The organism is Providencia sp. wls1922 (genome assembly GCF_009706505.1).
Classification (GTDB): domain Bacteria; phylum Pseudomonadota; class Gammaproteobacteria; order Enterobacterales; family Enterobacteriaceae; genus Providencia; species Providencia lanzhouensis.
Window position 1 is genome coordinate 1 of sequence record NZ_WLUG01000093.1, and the last position, 15620, is coordinate 15620.

Here is a 15620-nt window from a genome sequence, read left to right on the forward strand (position 1 = left end):
AAATAAAATACAATGTAATGTTATAATATAACACTCATGGGATATGACAATAATCGAATTAAAATCATCCCGCAATCATTTTTTGGGAAACTTTTGTATACTTAAGCCATTACTGACTCTCTGTCATTATTTATCAAATAGATACATTTCTATTTAATGAAATAGACCAATTTGAGGAAGATGAAATGTATTACGGCTTTGACATGGGCGGCACCAAAATTGAATTAGCAGTGTTCGACCAAGCGCTCAATCAAGTGTGGCAAAAACGTGTTCCAACCCCCAAAGATGACTATCTCGCGTTGCTCAATGCTTTTCGTGATTTAACGGCTGAAGCCGATGCGCAGTTTAACTGCCAAGGTAAAATTGGCATTGGTGTTCCGGGGATCGTCAATCACGCAGAAGGCGTGGTATTTACGACCAATGTCCCAAGCGCACAATATAAACCTTTCATTCATGACCTAACCAAGCTGTTAAATCGCCCCGTTAGAGTTGAAAATGATGCCAACTGCTTTGCCTTATCAGAAGCGTGGGATCCTGAATTCAAGCGTTACCCTAGCGTGTTAGGTTTGATTCTGGGCACTGGTGTTGGTGGCGGTTTCGTCATCAACGGCAAGGTCTTATCAGGGAAAAATGGCATTGCTGGGGAAATCGGACACATGAACATGAGTGTTCGTGCTGCAAAATATCTCGGGGACACCGTACCTGAAATTGTCTGTGGTTGCGGTCAAACAGCCTGTTTTGAAACCTACCTTTCAGGCCCCGGTTTCGAACGTATTTATGCCGCATTTACCGGTGAGAAACGCTCTGCTATCGAGATTATTGAACGTTATCACAACGGTGACATCGCTGCGAAACAGCATGTTGAACGCTATATGATGGTGCTGGCGATGTTTATGGGGCAAGTTATTACTGTCTTTGACCCTGACTTAGTGGTGATTGGCGGCGGCTTGTCACAATTTGATGAAATTTATCGCCTATTACCGGAAATGGTACCTCAATATCTTTATGGTATTGCGAAAATGCCCGTTATCGAAAAAGCCCGTTATGGTGCCTCTGGTGGTGCCCGTGGTGCTGCATTTTTGAACCTGGTCGATTAATTTTCCGCACTCATTAATACCCGTACTTAATGTCCGCAAACTGCTCTTTCCGCACATTATTCCGCAATCGCATCTCTACTCTTTCGACTTATCGAGAGTAGAGATGACCAATACCTCAAAATCACCAAAATATAATTGAGAATAATTATCATCTTTGTTATTTTTAATTAAATTGGCTAATAATCAAAAAGTTAAATCTTTTTTCTTTTTCAGATTAACAACAGAAAATTAACCATAAAAATCAGCGAGATAATCTAGAAACTAGACTTAGACTAGTCCTATGTTGTTAACGCGAAAAGAGCTTATGATTAACGTGGTTTTGCTCATTTTTAGATAAATTCGCGATAAAAACACAGTTAAAGGCCATACACGTAACAGACAGATACCCGCTAAAGTCACATTCAGCCACTTAACTAAAGAGAAAAATAAATGAATTTGTTTTTAGAAAATTGCTTGGCTTTCCCGACCATTATCTTTAGCGGTTTACTGATTATTGTCCTGTTTTACTGGCTTTGTGCCGCTTTTGGTCTGTTAGATATTGATTTATTTAATATCGATACCGAATTAGATGCTGACGGCCTCGATCTCACTGGCTTTGCCGGCTGGCTGACAAAACTTGGTTTAGCCGGAATTCCCGTCACCATTATCTTGACGCTATTCACCCTCTTCGGCTGGCTGATTAGTTACTTTGCTGCGCATTTATTCCTACGCTTTATTGATATGACCTTGCTGCGTTACGCCGTTGGAGTCACGTCGCTAGTGATCACCGCCTTTATTTCCCTGCACTTAACCGCCATTTGCCTAAAACCCATCCGTAGCCGACTGGTTAATATTAATAAACCCAAAACGGTTCATCAGCTAATGGGAAAATTGGCAACCGTGCGCTCAGGGACTGTCACAGAACAAAATGGGGAAGCCACCTTAGAAGATGGCGGTGCGGGGCTGATTTTGCAGGTTAGAGCACCTAGCGCCGAAAATATTAAACGCGGGGATCGCGTCGTTATCATCAGTTATGACCCTCAATCCCACAGTTACCAAATTGTCACCGAGAACGAATTCAGGCAGTAAACACAAAAAATAAACTACCTACTTTGCTAATTAATAAAGAATGACGACATCGTCAGAACCCATGGAGAAGAAATATGGATTTGGCTGAATACATGCCTTTTTTAACGGTTGTTGGGGGAGTGATCATCATCATTCTTGGGTTCTTTGGTTTATTTAAAGCCTTCTACATCAAAGTCCCTCAAGGTACCGCTCTGATTGTCAACGACATGTCGTCACAACCAAAAGTGCATTTCACGGGTGCGTTAGTGTATCCCGTTATCTACAAGAAAGAGTTTATGCGCATTTCGCTGCTGACGCTGGAAGTGGATCGCCGTGGTAAAGACGGCTTAATTTGCCAAGATAATTTACGTGCAGATATCACTGTTGCCTTCTATCTGCGTGTTAATGAAACCACTGAAGACGTATTAAAAGTAGCAAAAGCCATCGGTGTTGAGCGCGCCTCTGACCATCAAGCCGTCAGCGCCCTATTCAGCGCTAAATTCTCTGAAGCCCTGAAAACGGTTGGTAAGCAATTAGAATTAGCCAAACTGTTTGAAGACCGTCAAAGCTTCCGTGACCGTATTGTTGATGTGATTGGTAAAGACCTTAATGGTTACGCGCTAGAAGACGTAGCAATCGACTATTTAGAACAAACACCGAAATCTGCCCTCGATCCGAATAATATTTTCGACTCCGAAGGTATTCGCAAAATCACTGAAATTACCGCTATCCACAATATCGAAACTAACCAAAAAGAGCGCGACCAAGAGTTAGCTATCAAAAAGAAAAACGTGGAAACCCGCGAAGCGAGCTTAGCATTAGAGCGCCAACAAGCCGACGCTGAAGCCCGTCAAAAACGTGAAATTGATAATATCCGTGCACGAGAACAAGCTGAAACCCTACGCGTTCAAGAAGAAGAGCGCCTCAAGTCAGAGCAAGCGCGTATTCAAACTCAGCAAGAAATTGAAATTCGTGAAGAAAACCGCATGCGTGAAGTGGAAGTGGCTCAACAGAACCGCACCCGCGCCGTGGCTATCGAAGAAGAGCGTGTCAACCGTGCTCGCGAGCTAGAAATTGTCGCCCGTGAACGTGAAGTTGAGCTGCAACGTATTGAAAAAGAAAAAGCGCTAGAAGAAGAACGTAAAAACATCTCTAACGTGATCCGCGAACGTGTTGCCGTCGAAAAAACCGTCGCGCAGGAAGAGGAACGTATCAAGGAAGTCCGCGAAATTTCAGAAGCTGAGCGTATGAAGCAAGTCACCGTGATCAACGCCCAAGCGGAAGCTGAAGAAGCCTTAGTCCGCCAGGTGAAAAAAGCCGAAGCCGATGAAGCAAGTGCCAAGCACCGTGCAGAAGAAATCAGCACTATGGCACAAGCAGAACTGGAAGCTTCCGCCAAACAAGCTGAAGCCAAAAAACGCTTAGCGGAAGGGATTGAAGCAGAACATGCAGCATTAGGCTTAGCAGAAGCCCGTGTTCGCCAAGCCACTGCCGAAGCTGAAGAGAAAGAAGGTCTGGTTCAAGCCAATATCACCGCGGAAAAACTGTTAGCCGAAGCTCGTGGTCTGAAAGAAAAAGGCTTAACCGAAGCGCAAGTGATGGAAGCTAAAGCGAACGCCGAACGCGAGCAAGGTTTTGCCGAAGCGAAAATTCTGGAAGAAAAATTGGCAGCGCAGGCTCGTGGTGAAGAACAACAAGCCAACGCGAAAGAAAAACTGGGCTTGGCAGATGCAAAAGTCTTGGAAGAAAAACTGGCAGCCCAAGCTCGCGGTGAAGGTCAATTAGGGGCAGCGCAAGCCGAAGTGATTCGCCAGCGTCTGAAAGCGGAAGCTGACGGTCTGACTGATAAATTCCAATCTATGGATCACCTCAGTGATACGGCTCGTTCACATGAAGAGTTCCGTATGCGCCTTGAGAAAGAGTTCGAGCAATCCATGGCATCCATTGAAGCGAATAAAGAAATTGCTCGCGAGCAAGCGGATGTCCTGGCTGCGGCACTGAGCAAAACCAACATCGAAATTGTGGGCGGTGATGGCGACTTCTTTAACACCTTCTCCAAAGCGCTGAGCTTGGGTAAAGCCGTTGATGGGTTTATGGATAAAAGTAGCTTTGCCAAAGATAACCTTGAAAAGTTAGTCAATCGAGTCACAGAAGAGAAGAAAATTGATATCGCGTCCTTACTGCAACACCCTGAAGTCAAAGATTTAATCAATGGTTTTATGGCTGCAAAAAGCGCACCACAAACAGCGAAAAACATCGTGAACAAACCCGTGTCTTACGATGATAATCAAAGCTAATTTATCAATATTCAGGCTTTTCAAGTAAGTTTTATACCTCATCCCGCCAAGTTGCAGCACATAGGCAACTTAGCGGTTTATGAGCGTATCTTTTTTTAAGACCAAGGAAATTCGTTAAACATGTCAGAAACCCAAGATGTGAATCGCGAACAGGAAATTCTCGACAGTGCCGTCGCGGAAGGTGGTGCGTACGAAATATTACGCAAGCGCTTAACCGAACAAGGGCAGCAACTTCACCAAAAAGCAGCTCAACTCAACGACAGCCGGTTGACTGAATTTGGTCAAAGCCAGATGGACATTATCGGGCGTATCCGTATTCGTACCGAAAATAACTGCCAAGCAAGGGACATTGTCCGTGTCGGTGACTGGCTGCTATTTGGCTATAACGTTTTTCTGGGTCTGAAAAAAGAAACTCACATTGAAGATGTTTTTTCCTTATATCAACTCACTGAAAATGAAGGTGATTTTGATGTAATCTCTGTCCCTTACGAAGAGACATTCCTCAATGATACGCGCTTTGTTCAGGATTTTACTGAGCTATATACCTATTACAAAAACACGCAATTACTGCAATTGGTCGAGCGTGATGGCAAGCTGTTAGCCAGCTTCCAAATTGGTGATCGGTTAACCGACGTGCGTGTTTTCCGCTGGTCAATTTCCAGCGATAAATCCCGCATCGAATACATCGATAACCGGGGTGAACGTGATATCGCCCTACCCCCCACCAATGATTTCGAATGGGTACGTACTACGCGGGAAAATACCGTTAATGGACGCTATCCTCACATTAATATTCTCGATACCGTCTTTGTGGAAACCATCGGCGGCGACCTAACCATCAAATGTGAAAATAATACCGAAGATGGGTTGGGCATATACCGCGAAGCGGTACTCGATAAAAACCAATCCCTCGATGACGCCCAAATTGAATATGCTCAGACTGGCAGCCTAATTTTACTCAAAATCTTGCCATACCGCGAAGAGAGCTGGCGCTATCTGGTTTACAACATTCTGAATCAAACCGTTCACCGTATTGATGCCATAGGGCAAGCGTGCGTGCAGTTGCCGGAAGATCACGGAATTATCTTCCCAGGGGGTTACTACCTGCAAAACGGGGAGTACAAAACCTTCGAGCAACCAATGGATGGCATGCGTTTTCGTCGTCTGCGCCGCTCACCCAACGGGGAAGATGTGCTGTATGTGTTTTATTCCCCGAACCAAGGTCGTATCGCCCTTTTCAATTACAATTTAATTGAACGTAAACTTGCCGTACCATTAATCGGTCATGGTTATGCCATGCTCGAAGATGGCAAAATGGTGCTGTTCGAAGGGGAAGGTGACGAAGCCACTCGCGTTCACCCTATGCAGGTGTGGCAAACCCCATTCTATTCTGACGAATTTGCCGATAAGCAGCCGCCACGGGGTGGGTTTCTTGGGCGTATCGGTAATGCCGATTTAGTCCGCGGGATCTCCGAAATTCTCCATGTCGCCAAAGAGATTGAAGGCAACCAAGTTTCCGTTTCCCGCTATGAACAGCTCAGCCAGCAACCTAAAAACTTGCTGGATATTTTCTATTGGTTTAATGACGAACAATGCTTAGGTATTGGCAAACTCTTAAAAGAGATCGCCCAAACCAGTGAGTTGGTACTCGACGAATACGAGAAAGTCGAAAGCATCCGCCAGCAATCCGTCAAATCAATGAATGAGGCGGTCACTCGCCAACGCTCCTTACTGTCCCTCACATTGCCTGAAGGATGGACGGATATTCAACAATTTGTAGATGGGCTAAACGCCTTAAATGCCCAACAAGGGCATCTGATTTCATTGCGAGAATTCCGCTATATGGATCTCACAAAACTCAGTGAGATGGAAAATGAAATCACCGAAGCACAGCAACGCGTTTCCCAAGGCACTGCGCAATTTCTTGCCAGCGACAAAGCTCTGCAACCGTTTAAAACTCAGCTCGCGACCTTTGAAGAGTTAATTGAAAAAGCACAAACCAGCGCGCAGTTAGATGTCCCAATGAATGACATGGAAAAAATGTCAGCGGATTTGGACATGCTATCTAATTTAATGGCTTCATTGAGTTTTGATGATGTCACCTTACAGACCCATATCATCGATGCCATTTCGCACATTTATGCCCAGTTAAACCAGTCCCGCGCCCGTTTGCAGCAAAAACGTAAATCTCAAACTAGCATTGAGAGCGTGGCGCAATTTGGGGCGCAGTTCCGCCTATTTAGCCAAGGTATCACCAACGCATTATCCCTCGCGACTGACCCAGAACGTTGTGATGATCAGTTATCCCGATTACTGGTTCAGTTAGAAGAGCTAGAAAGTCAGTTTAGCCATCACGATGAATTTCTTGATGATATTCTGGCAAAACGCGAAGAATTACTGGAAACGTTTGAATCCCATAAACAAATCCTGATTGATGACCGCCAGCGCCGTTCGCAGAATTTATTAACGGCCGCCGACCGCTTATTAGAAAGCCTTCAACGCCGTACTGTACGCTTGCAAAACCAAGATGAACTGAATGCGTTTTTTGCTACCGACCCGCTCGCACAAAAAACCCGTGAAATCATCGAGAAACTACGAGAAATCAACGATAACGTCAAAGCTGACGATATCGATGCCAGACTCAAAGCCTCTCGTGACCAAGCCATTCGCATTTTGCGGGATAAAACCGATATCTTTGAAGATGGCGGCAACATTATTAAGCTGGGTCGCCACCGTTTCAGTGTTAACACCCAAGAGCTTGACCTGACTATCTTGCCAAAAGATAACCAGCTGTGGGTATACCTCACCGGAACGGATTTCCAAGAACCCATTGAGAACGCCGAACTTGCACAGTTGCAGCCTTATTGGACAGCCAACCTCGAATCCGAATCTGATACCGTTTATCGCGCTGAATACCTCGCGTATTCCATCATTTATGCCGCAGCAAAACGCCAAGATGGTTTGAATTTCGATACCCTAAAAAGTACGCTGTCTGCCCCTGAAAAAATCGACAAACTGGTGCGTGATTTTGCGGCTCCACGCTACAAAGAAGGCTACGAAAAAGGGATCCACGACCACGACGCTATCGCGATATTGAAAAAGCTGATCCCGATTGGTGAAAGCGCGGATTTACTGCGTTTCAACCCAACAGCTCGCGCCATTGCGGCGATTTTTTGGCATCACATTCAAAGCAACGAATACCCTGCCCAATGGCCAGAACGAGCCAGAACCGCGATGAATATCCGCCAGCTATTCAATAACGATGATGCCCTTTTAGATCTTCAAGCGGAGATCGAGGCAGATGTCAGCTTATTCCTACAAGATAATCCAATTAATTGCCAAGCTCATGAGCAAGCTCAAGCTGCGGAATACCTCAGTTTTGCGTTAGCCAGAACGCCGATTGAATTGGTGTACAGCAAATATGCGCGGGACTTAGTGGCAGCACTACAAACGCGCTTAGAAGAAGCCCATATGTGGCTGGATTTCAATCATTCACAGCAAAACCTTGGCACTCGCTATGCTCAGCGCTGGGCGCTGTTGCAAAATTGGCTGCAAGGGCTGTGTTCGATTGACGAATTTGCACATTTACGTCCATACATTCCAGGCGCCATCGCCATTATTATCTTAGATAAAATGGCATCGGCACGTTATAGCGAAGCCGATTTATACTTTAAAGTTACTGGATTACTGGGGGATCACCCGACAATCCACAACCAAACTCTCTCGTTAAGTTTGGATGACTTTTTCAGTCGAATGCGCGAACAGCGCAAGCAATTTATTCCAGCCTTCCGTCAATACCAAGCACTGCGTCAGCGCATTGTGAGTGAAGAGCGCAGCCGCCTAAAACTTCATGAGTTCAAAGCTAAGCCACTGAGCTCATTTGTGCGTAACAAGCTGATCAATGACGTCTATTTACCGATTATCGGTGACAACATGGCGAAGCAAATTGGCGCTCTAGGCGAAAACAAGCGTACCGATTTAATGGGCTTGTTACTGATGATCTCCCCGCCAGGTTACGGTAAAACGACCCTGATGGAGTACGCGGCTGACCGCCTTGGTTTGATCTTTATGAAGATTAATGGTCCTGCGCTTGGGCATGATGTGCTGTCCCTCGACCCAGAGCAAGCCCCGAATGCTACCGCCAGACAAGAGCTGGAAAAACTAAACCTCGCCCTCGAAATGGGCAACAACGTGATGCTGTATGTGGATGATATTCAACATACTCACCCTGAATTTTTACAGAAATTTATCTCCCTGTGTGATGGAACCCGTCGCATCGAAGGGGTATGGAAAGACAAAACCAAAACCTACGATATGCGCGGTAAAAAATTCTGTGTTGTCATGGCGGGTAACCCGTATACCGAATCTGGCGAAGTGTTCCGTATCCCTGATATGCTCGCCAACCGTGCGGATATTTATAACCTGGGTGAAGTGCTCGGTGGGATGGATGATGCCTTTGCATTGAGCTACATAGAAAACAGCCTGACCTCAAACCCAGTATTAGCACCGTTGGCGCTGCGCGATTTAAATGATTTGTATTTGCTGGTGGATAAAGCCATGGGCAAATCAGTCTCCACTAATGCACTCAGCTACCCGTATTCCGATGCGGAAGTAAATGAAATTACTGCGGTTATTTCCCGATTACTCAGCCTGCGCGATGTGGTTCTGAAGGTAAACCAGCAATATATTGCCAGTGCCGCACAGTCCGATAAATATCGAACCGAGCCGGCATTCCGCCTGCAAGGCAGCTACCGAAATATGAACAAGCTCAGCGAGAAAGTCTCTTCCGTTATGAATGATGATGAATTAGAGAGATTGCTGGATGACCATTATCTTGGGGAAGCGCAATTATTAACGACAGGTGCTGAAGAGAACTTATTGAAGCTGGCAGAATTACGCGGAAGGCTGAATGAGAAAGATGCAGCACGCTGGCAGCAAATCAAGAAAGATTTCTTGCGTAACAAAGCATTAGGTGGTGATAATGCCGATGTGGGCGACCGCGTTGTGACTCAGCTCGCCCAACTGGTTGAAAGCGTACAATCTCTCGGACATCGATAATGCAAACTTGGCTAAGCCCGCGAATTAAATTACTGATTACCCTTGCGGGTTTACTGATCACTATTCAAATCGCCAATAGTTTAAGTGGCTACGCGCTTGTTGGGTTCGGCATCCAACCAAGAACACTGCACGGGCTGGTGGGGATTATCTTCGCCCCTCTGATCCACGGTGATTGGGCACATCTTCTGAGTAATCTGCCGCCATTACTGGTTTTAAGCGCCCTGCTGCTGCATGATTCCATTCGAAAATATGCTTATGCCAGCGCGTTTATTATTGTGGTTGGCGGCTTGATTGTCTGGCTAGTGGGCAGAAATGCGCTACACATTGGCGCTAGCGGCTGGATTTTTGGGCTTTGGGGCTTATTGATTGCCCAAGGTTTTTTCCGCCGAAAACTGTTAGATATCATTATTGCCCTGTTAGTACTGTTCTATTTTGGCGCGATGGCGAGCGGGTTATTGCCTGTTCATCAACAAATATCGACAGAATCCCATATTGCCGGCGCCATCGCCGGAATTACCTATGCGTGGTTAGCCAATAAAAAATTAAAAGCGACGCCGCCGACTACCCTTTCAAAGTAACCCGATATACACAGCGCCCTGCACCATCAAGCAGGTATTGCTCCCGTTCTACATTCACCTGTTCCCCTAATACTTCGCGAAATAGCGCCAATTCAGAACGGCAAAAGTTTTGGCACGCGGTTGCCGCCGCACAGATAGGGCAATGGTTTTCGATAAATAACCAGCTATCGCCTTCCTGCTCAACCTTCGCCATATAGCCCTCTTCGCTACGAACCTCGGCGAGTGCAGCTAAACATTGTTCTAATGGCAGCCCTTGGCAGCGCCCTAAATATTTACTGCGACTTTCCGCTTCTCTCTGTTCAATCAGCTTTTCTAGCCCCTCATCACCAAAAATGGTTTTCACTGAATCAATGAGCTGCAAAGCGAGTTGAGCATGGGTATCGGGAAAACGTTGATGTCCCAGTTCCGTTAATACCCAATTTTGCCGAGGACGCCCAGCGCCAGATTGTGCGGTGCATTGAACTCCTTCCACCAGACCCAGTGACGTTAATTTATGGATATGCTGGCGTGCTGCTTCCCCCGTTAAACCCAGGTCATGGGCAATCACTGCTGTGGAAACGGGTCCTTTGGTTTTGATGCAAAACAGCACCTTATCCACTGCTTGAGTGAGATTTAGATTATCAAAGTATTTACTTGCTTTATTCATAGTGTAATTTTATTATCCAAGACAATACTTGGATAATACCCTTTTCTTTACTCTTTCGTCCAGCAGGTCTGCGTATGAGCAACAAAACTGTCACCGAATTCAATGAAACAGGCACCGAACCTCAAGGAAAATGGGCCGATTTACTCAGCGGCACTAATGCATTATTGACGATAGCCCTCACAGGTGGCGTCGCACTTCATGCTATCAATATTTATATTGTCACCACGATTTTACCGAGTGTCGTCAATGATATTGGCGGTCTTGAATATTATGCGTGGAACACCACGTTATTTGTGGCAACCTCCATTATTGGCTCTGCATTATCCAGTAAAGTACTGGACAGCCTAGGACCTAAACTTGCCTACCTTAGCGCTCTGTTACTGTTTTCCTTGGGCGCCATTTGGTGTGCATCCTCACCGTCCATGCTCACCTTATTAGGCGGGCGCGCCTTACAAGGGCTTGGCGGCGGAATGTTATTCGCGCTTAGCTACGCGCTGATCCGTATTGTCTTCACGCCAAACTTGTGGTCTCGCGCCATGGGAGTGATATCCGGTATGTGGGGGATAGCTACGTTGTGTGGTCCTGCCATTGGCGGTATTTTTGCTCAAGGGGGTCATTGGCGCTGGGCTTTTTGGGCTTTATTGCCCGTGGCGGTTGTGCTGGCAATGATAGTTATCAACCAATTACCAGGGAAAAAATCTCAGCAAGCGCAAACAACAAAAATTCCCATTCTTGCGATTTCACTGTTAGTTATTTCCGTGCTGGCTATCTCAATTGGCAGTTTATCGGAAAGCTTGCTCAGCAATCTTATCGGGTTATTCATTGGCATTGCCTTGCTCGTCACCATTGCGCTTATTGATGGTAAAAATGGAAAGCGTTTACTCCCCACAGGGGCTTACTCCCTAAAAACTCAGCTTGGGGTTATTTTCCTGACAATGGGTTTACTGGTGGGGGGAATGACCACCGAAATTTATGTGCCTCACTTCCTGCAAACCATTCACCAGTTTTCACCGTTGATGGCGGGTTATTTAACTGCCGTGATGGCAGCGGGGTGGACGGTGGGTGCTTTACTCAGCGCTAATAAAACGGGTGCCATCGTTTTACGCATCCTTAAAGCGGGTCCCGTTATCATCTTGGTATCGCTGATAATTCTAGCTGTTCTAACCCCTAATCTGGATTTAGTTAACTCCATTCCATTATTTATTCTTTACCTACTCGCCATGATGGGAGTTGGATTAGGAATTGGCATCTGCTGGCCTCATTTAGTTCTGCGAGTATTTAATGCGGCACCTAAAGGGGAAGAAAACTTAGCATCCTCTTCAGTGATTACGATCCAATTGTATGCAACCGCGTTATCTGCGGCATTAGTGGGCGTGGTGGTCAATAATAGCGGATTGATTAATCCTGGTGGGTTAGTTGGTGCTCAACAAGCCTCTGTCTGGTTATTTGCCCTGTTTGCTATTAGCCCATTCTTGGCTGCAGTTTTAATTCGCAAAGTTAAATAATCAGACCATAGAAGGATGCTCAATCACGAGCATCTTTCTATTTTGTTGATTATTTTTTAAATAAAAATAATGAGTTAGGAATTTCTCTCGAAAATTCCTTATTGGTTTTAAATTCCCGTAGAGATAGACACTCAGGCCCGTGAATCATTTTTTGTCTATTAAATGAAAAGTGCGCCTTTATTCGGCGCACTTTGTTCTTAATTTTTAGACAAAGTTATTTGAACAATATTGTTAGGCGGTACGCTTTTGGCGAAAGAAAAAAGGTAGAACTACAATACTCACCACCAGCACGATTACCGTAGCAATCATGACAGACATAAATGCGCTATCAAATGCTATACTCGCCTGACTCACTAAGAGACTTGCACTATCTTGCGATAACCCTTCAGCCACAATTAACGCTTCATCAAGGCTATCATAGACTTTGTCTGCTACCGTTAAACCTGCCGGTAATACCAGCTTTGCGGTATAAACCGCACTCATCAAGCCACCCATAAATGTCACACCGAGCACGCTACCTAGCTCGTAAGCCACTTCTTCAATGGATGCTGCCATTCCCGCTTTTTCATCTGGCGCATTTAACATGATGGTGGTTGATGCTGTGGTAAAAATGGCACCTAATCCGAACCCGACACAGAATAAGAATGACAGTAATACCAAGCCGGTTGAGGTTTTGAATACCCACGCAACCCCAATGACGCCAACTAATGTGCAAATAAATCCTAAAATCATCATTAGCTTAGCGCCGACTTTATGTAGATACATGCCCGCTAACGGAGACGCTAACACAGACGCAATCGGGATCGGAATAATGTATAACGCCGCCTCGAATGGGGTATAACCTAATACCAACTGCAAGCGCTGACTTAGCAAAAGCTCGACACCAACGATAATCACGATGGATAAAATCGCCATCATAATACCCGCAAAAAATCGAGGGTCGCCAAGCAATTTGAAATCAATCATGGGCGATTCTGATGCTAACTGTCGACGGCTAAAAATAACCAGAAAGGCAATGCCGATCGCCCCTGCAATAAGTAACGTGAACCAATCAATATTGGCTTTTCCAAGTTCTTTCAAGGCGTAAATTGAACCAATCAACCCCACCAAGACAAACAAAGAGCCTAAATAATCAATCGGTTGCTGCGAATTTCTCGTACTTTTTGGTATTAAAGAAAGCGCAAATGGGATCACCAACAGCACGACAGGTACGTTGATTAAAAAGACGGAGCCCCACCAGAAATGATTAAGTAATACACCGCCGACTAATGGTCCAATTGCCGCACCACCCGATGCCACTGCAGACCAAATACCAATCGCCAGTGCCCGCTCTTTCGGATCTAAAAATACTTGGCGAACAATGGCTAATGTCGCTGGCATACTAATCGCAGCACCCACCGCTAAGAAACCACGAGATAAAATTAAGCTCAATGCACTCGGTGAAAATGCCGCGCACAGAGAGGCCAATGCGAATAAGGGCAACCCTAGTATAAACATCCGCTTATGACCTACTTTATCACTTAACATTCCCGCAGCAGGCAATAGCCCCGCAACCACTAGCGGGTAAGCATTCATGATCCATAATTTTTCAGACGCTGTTGCACCTAGATCATGGGTGAGCTTAGGCAGTGCGGTATATAGCACGGTGACATCAATGACGATGAGAAATAAAACACTCGATACTAAGAGTAAAATAATCCAACGTTTATAATCTGCTATCATAAAATCTTCTCAACTTGTTTAATTGATCACCTTGATGGATGATCGTGCTACAATATAATTCCATACGTACGTATTGAAAAGAGGTTTTTTTAAATGGGACGTCAACGAACAATCGATCGCGAAAAAGTGCTAGAAGCCGCAGAAGAGATTGTCATTAATCAAGGTGCTACCGCACTGACGATTGATGCAGTCGCCAAATCAATGGGGATTTCTAAAGGGGGAGTCCAATACTGCTTTGGTAACAAAGAAGCCTTAATTGATGCCATGTTTGAGCGCTGGAGCCACTCTTACGATGAGATTTTCAGTCAAGCGATAGCCCAAGATAACAGTCCTGAAGGTCGAGTGATTGCCCACATAAAAGCCACAGCGGATCACGATAAAACCAGTATCGCCAAAGGTGCCGCATTAATGGCTTCTCTGCTTCAAACACCTGAATATTTAGAAAGCACCCGTAAATGGTATCGAGAACGCATTGCTAATTTAGATTTATCAACCGAAGGCGGCAAACGCGCTAGATTGCTATTTTTAGCCACTGAAGGCACTTTTATTTTGCGCCATTTTGGTTTGATGGATATTGATGATGCAGAATGGCAATCAATATTCAGCGATATCGAAAACACGTTTAAATTTTAAGTGAAAATCTATTTTTGATATCTCTAACACTCTCTGTTTTATATTTTTATCTAAAAAGGAGAGTGTTCAATGAATAGAATAAGTAATGGGTGTACAAATAAAATATCTCAGCCACATATTGAACAAAACCAATCCGCTTTGGCGAAACCTAAAAATAAAAAAAACGGGTTTATAGAGAGAGTAAACAGGTTATTTAATACCAACTTGTTTAATACATTGTTAAAACATCCCAAGAAAACAAAAAATACAGAAATCATCCCTTCCCATCAAAGTTTCGTAAAGCTGACAATACCAGAGAATCCTTCTCCGCAAAAAATAGAAAAAAATACGAATTTAGCGCCAAACAAAGTACACATTGAACCGATCGTACATATTGAGCCTATAATCGCAAAAATAGTACCAAGCGAAATAGACCAGTTCACAGAAAAGTTGCATCGTCTCAATATCATCTTTAAAAATGATGCGTTCGGCGCTGATCATCGACCTATCTTTTTAGTCAAAAATCACTCGACATGTCGCGCGCGCTCCCTCAGCAAACACAATGAACTTGGTGAGGAGGAATATGGCACGCTCACCCTCAACATGCGTCATTATCTTGGTAAAGGGGAATATGGAACCGCCTATCGCGTGGGTAACTTTGCGATTAAAATTCCTCATCGCGATTTAAACTTTAAATACAATAAATATGCGAAATACGATCGCTGCGCCAGAGTATTAAATGAGGTAAATCAAGATATTAACTTTGCACGATCTACTACGCTCGCAAATGGCAATGCCATTTTAGTCACTAAGTTTATTGATGGGAGATCGATAACAGGCAAGGAGGCTTCTGGTTTTGTTGAATCCCGGGGACGCACTCTTTTTGATCATGGCTCCGAAGGCAACGTAAGAAAAGATAGGCAAAAAAATCTGTTTTTAATTGATGCTGATTTTGCTGCGCAACCTAACCAGCTAAATCGCACCCTGTCTATAGGTACCATTAAAATCTATAAGCGTTATGAAAATAACGATATCCGTTAGCTTAGAATTAAAAAAAC

General features: G+C 44.8%; 10 protein-coding genes. 8 read left to right on the top strand and 2 right to left on the bottom strand.

Annotated features, from left to right (window positions below):
• The first annotated feature begins 185 nt into the window (after window positions 1-185).
• From nagK to GKR71_RS12030, 5 genes are all read left to right on the top strand, one after another.
• Complete coding sequence (gene nagK, locus GKR71_RS12010; protein WP_036950654.1) at window positions 186-1097, top strand: N-acetylglucosamine kinase; 912 nt, start codon at window positions 186-188, stop codon at window positions 1095-1097.
• Window positions 1098-1526: 429 nt separating this feature from the next.
• Window positions 1527-2165: an OB-fold-containig protein gene (locus GKR71_RS12015; RefSeq protein ID WP_036950652.1), complete on the top strand. Its 639-nt coding sequence runs from the start codon at window positions 1527-1529 to the stop codon at window positions 2163-2165.
• 74 nt (window positions 2166-2239) lie between these two features.
• On the top strand, window positions 2240-4441 hold the full coding sequence (locus GKR71_RS12020) for a flotillin family protein (RefSeq protein ID WP_154609361.1): 2202 nt from the start codon (window positions 2240-2242) through the stop codon (window positions 4439-4441).
• 120 nt (window positions 4442-4561) lie between these two features.
• Window positions 4562-9499: a DNA repair ATPase gene (locus tag GKR71_RS12025; protein ID WP_036950647.1), complete on the top strand. Its 4938-nt coding sequence runs from the start codon at window positions 4562-4564 to the stop codon at window positions 9497-9499.
• The gene (locus tag GKR71_RS12030) at window positions 9499-10077 is read left to right on the top strand and encodes a rhomboid family intramembrane serine protease (protein WP_036950645.1); all 579 of its coding nucleotides are present in this window, start codon (window positions 9499-9501) and stop codon (window positions 10075-10077) included. The genes GKR71_RS12025 and GKR71_RS12030 overlap by 1 nt, the downstream gene beginning before the upstream one ends.
• Here GKR71_RS12030 and GKR71_RS12035 read toward each other — a convergent pair.
• On the bottom strand, window positions 10061-10723 hold the full coding sequence (locus GKR71_RS12035; RefSeq protein ID WP_036950643.1) for a helix-turn-helix transcriptional regulator: 663 nt from the start codon (window positions 10721-10723) through the stop codon (window positions 10061-10063). The genes GKR71_RS12030 and GKR71_RS12035 overlap by 17 nt on opposite strands.
• A 74-nt stretch (window positions 10724-10797) precedes the next feature.
• On the opposite strand from GKR71_RS12035, the gene GKR71_RS12040 reads away from it, so the two are divergent.
• Window positions 10798-12228 carry an MFS transporter gene (locus tag GKR71_RS12040; protein ID WP_154634333.1) on the top strand — a complete coding sequence of 477 codons (1431 nt, stop codon included), beginning with the start codon at window positions 10798-10800 and terminating at the stop codon, window positions 12226-12228.
• A 231-nt stretch (window positions 12229-12459) separates the two neighbouring features.
• On the opposite strand, the gene GKR71_RS12045 is transcribed toward GKR71_RS12040, so the two are convergent.
• A complete protein-coding gene (locus tag GKR71_RS12045) occupies window positions 12460-13950 on the bottom strand; it encodes an MFS transporter (RefSeq protein WP_154599601.1) in 1491 nt (496 codons plus the stop codon).
• Between the two features lie 93 nt (window positions 13951-14043).
• Here GKR71_RS12045 and GKR71_RS12050 point away from each other — a divergent pair, with 93 nt between their 5' ends.
• Complete coding sequence (locus GKR71_RS12050) at window positions 14044-14583, top strand: TetR/AcrR family transcriptional regulator (protein ID WP_154634334.1); 540 nt, start codon at window positions 14044-14046, stop codon at window positions 14581-14583.
• 69 nt (window positions 14584-14652) lie between these two features.
• Window positions 14653-15603 carry a hypothetical protein gene (locus tag GKR71_RS12055; protein ID WP_154634335.1) on the top strand — a complete coding sequence of 317 codons (951 nt, stop codon included), beginning with the start codon at window positions 14653-14655 and terminating at the stop codon, window positions 15601-15603.
• The last annotated feature ends 17 nt before the right edge of the window (window positions 15604-15620 follow it).

Coding starts and splice junctions, on each gene's coding strand:
- nagK (WP_036950654.1), top strand. CDS start 186: ATGTATTACGGCTTTGACATGGGCGGCACCAAAATTGAATTAGCAGTG.
- GKR71_RS12025 (WP_036950647.1), top strand. CDS start 4,562: ATGTCAGAAACCCAAGATGTGAATCGCGAACAGGAAATTCTCGACAGT.
- GKR71_RS12030 (WP_036950645.1), top strand. CDS start 9,499: ATGCAAACTTGGCTAAGCCCGCGAATTAAATTACTGATTACCCTTGCG.
- GKR71_RS12050 (WP_154634334.1), top strand. CDS start 14,044: ATGGGACGTCAACGAACAATCGATCGCGAAAAAGTGCTAGAAGCCGCA.
- GKR71_RS12020 (WP_154609361.1), top strand. CDS start 2,240: ATGGATTTGGCTGAATACATGCCTTTTTTAACGGTTGTTGGGGGAGTG.
- GKR71_RS12055 (WP_154634335.1), top strand. CDS start 14,653: ATGAATAGAATAAGTAATGGGTGTACAAATAAAATATCTCAGCCACAT.
- GKR71_RS12040 (WP_154634333.1), top strand. CDS start 10,798: ATGAGCAACAAAACTGTCACCGAATTCAATGAAACAGGCACCGAACCT.
- GKR71_RS12045 (WP_154599601.1), bottom strand. CDS start 13,950: ATGATAGCAGATTATAAACGTTGGATTATTTTACTCTTAGTATCGAGT.
- GKR71_RS12015 (WP_036950652.1), top strand. CDS start 1,527: ATGAATTTGTTTTTAGAAAATTGCTTGGCTTTCCCGACCATTATCTTT.
- GKR71_RS12035 (WP_036950643.1), bottom strand. CDS start 10,723: ATGAATAAAGCAAGTAAATACTTTGATAATCTAAATCTCACTCAAGCA.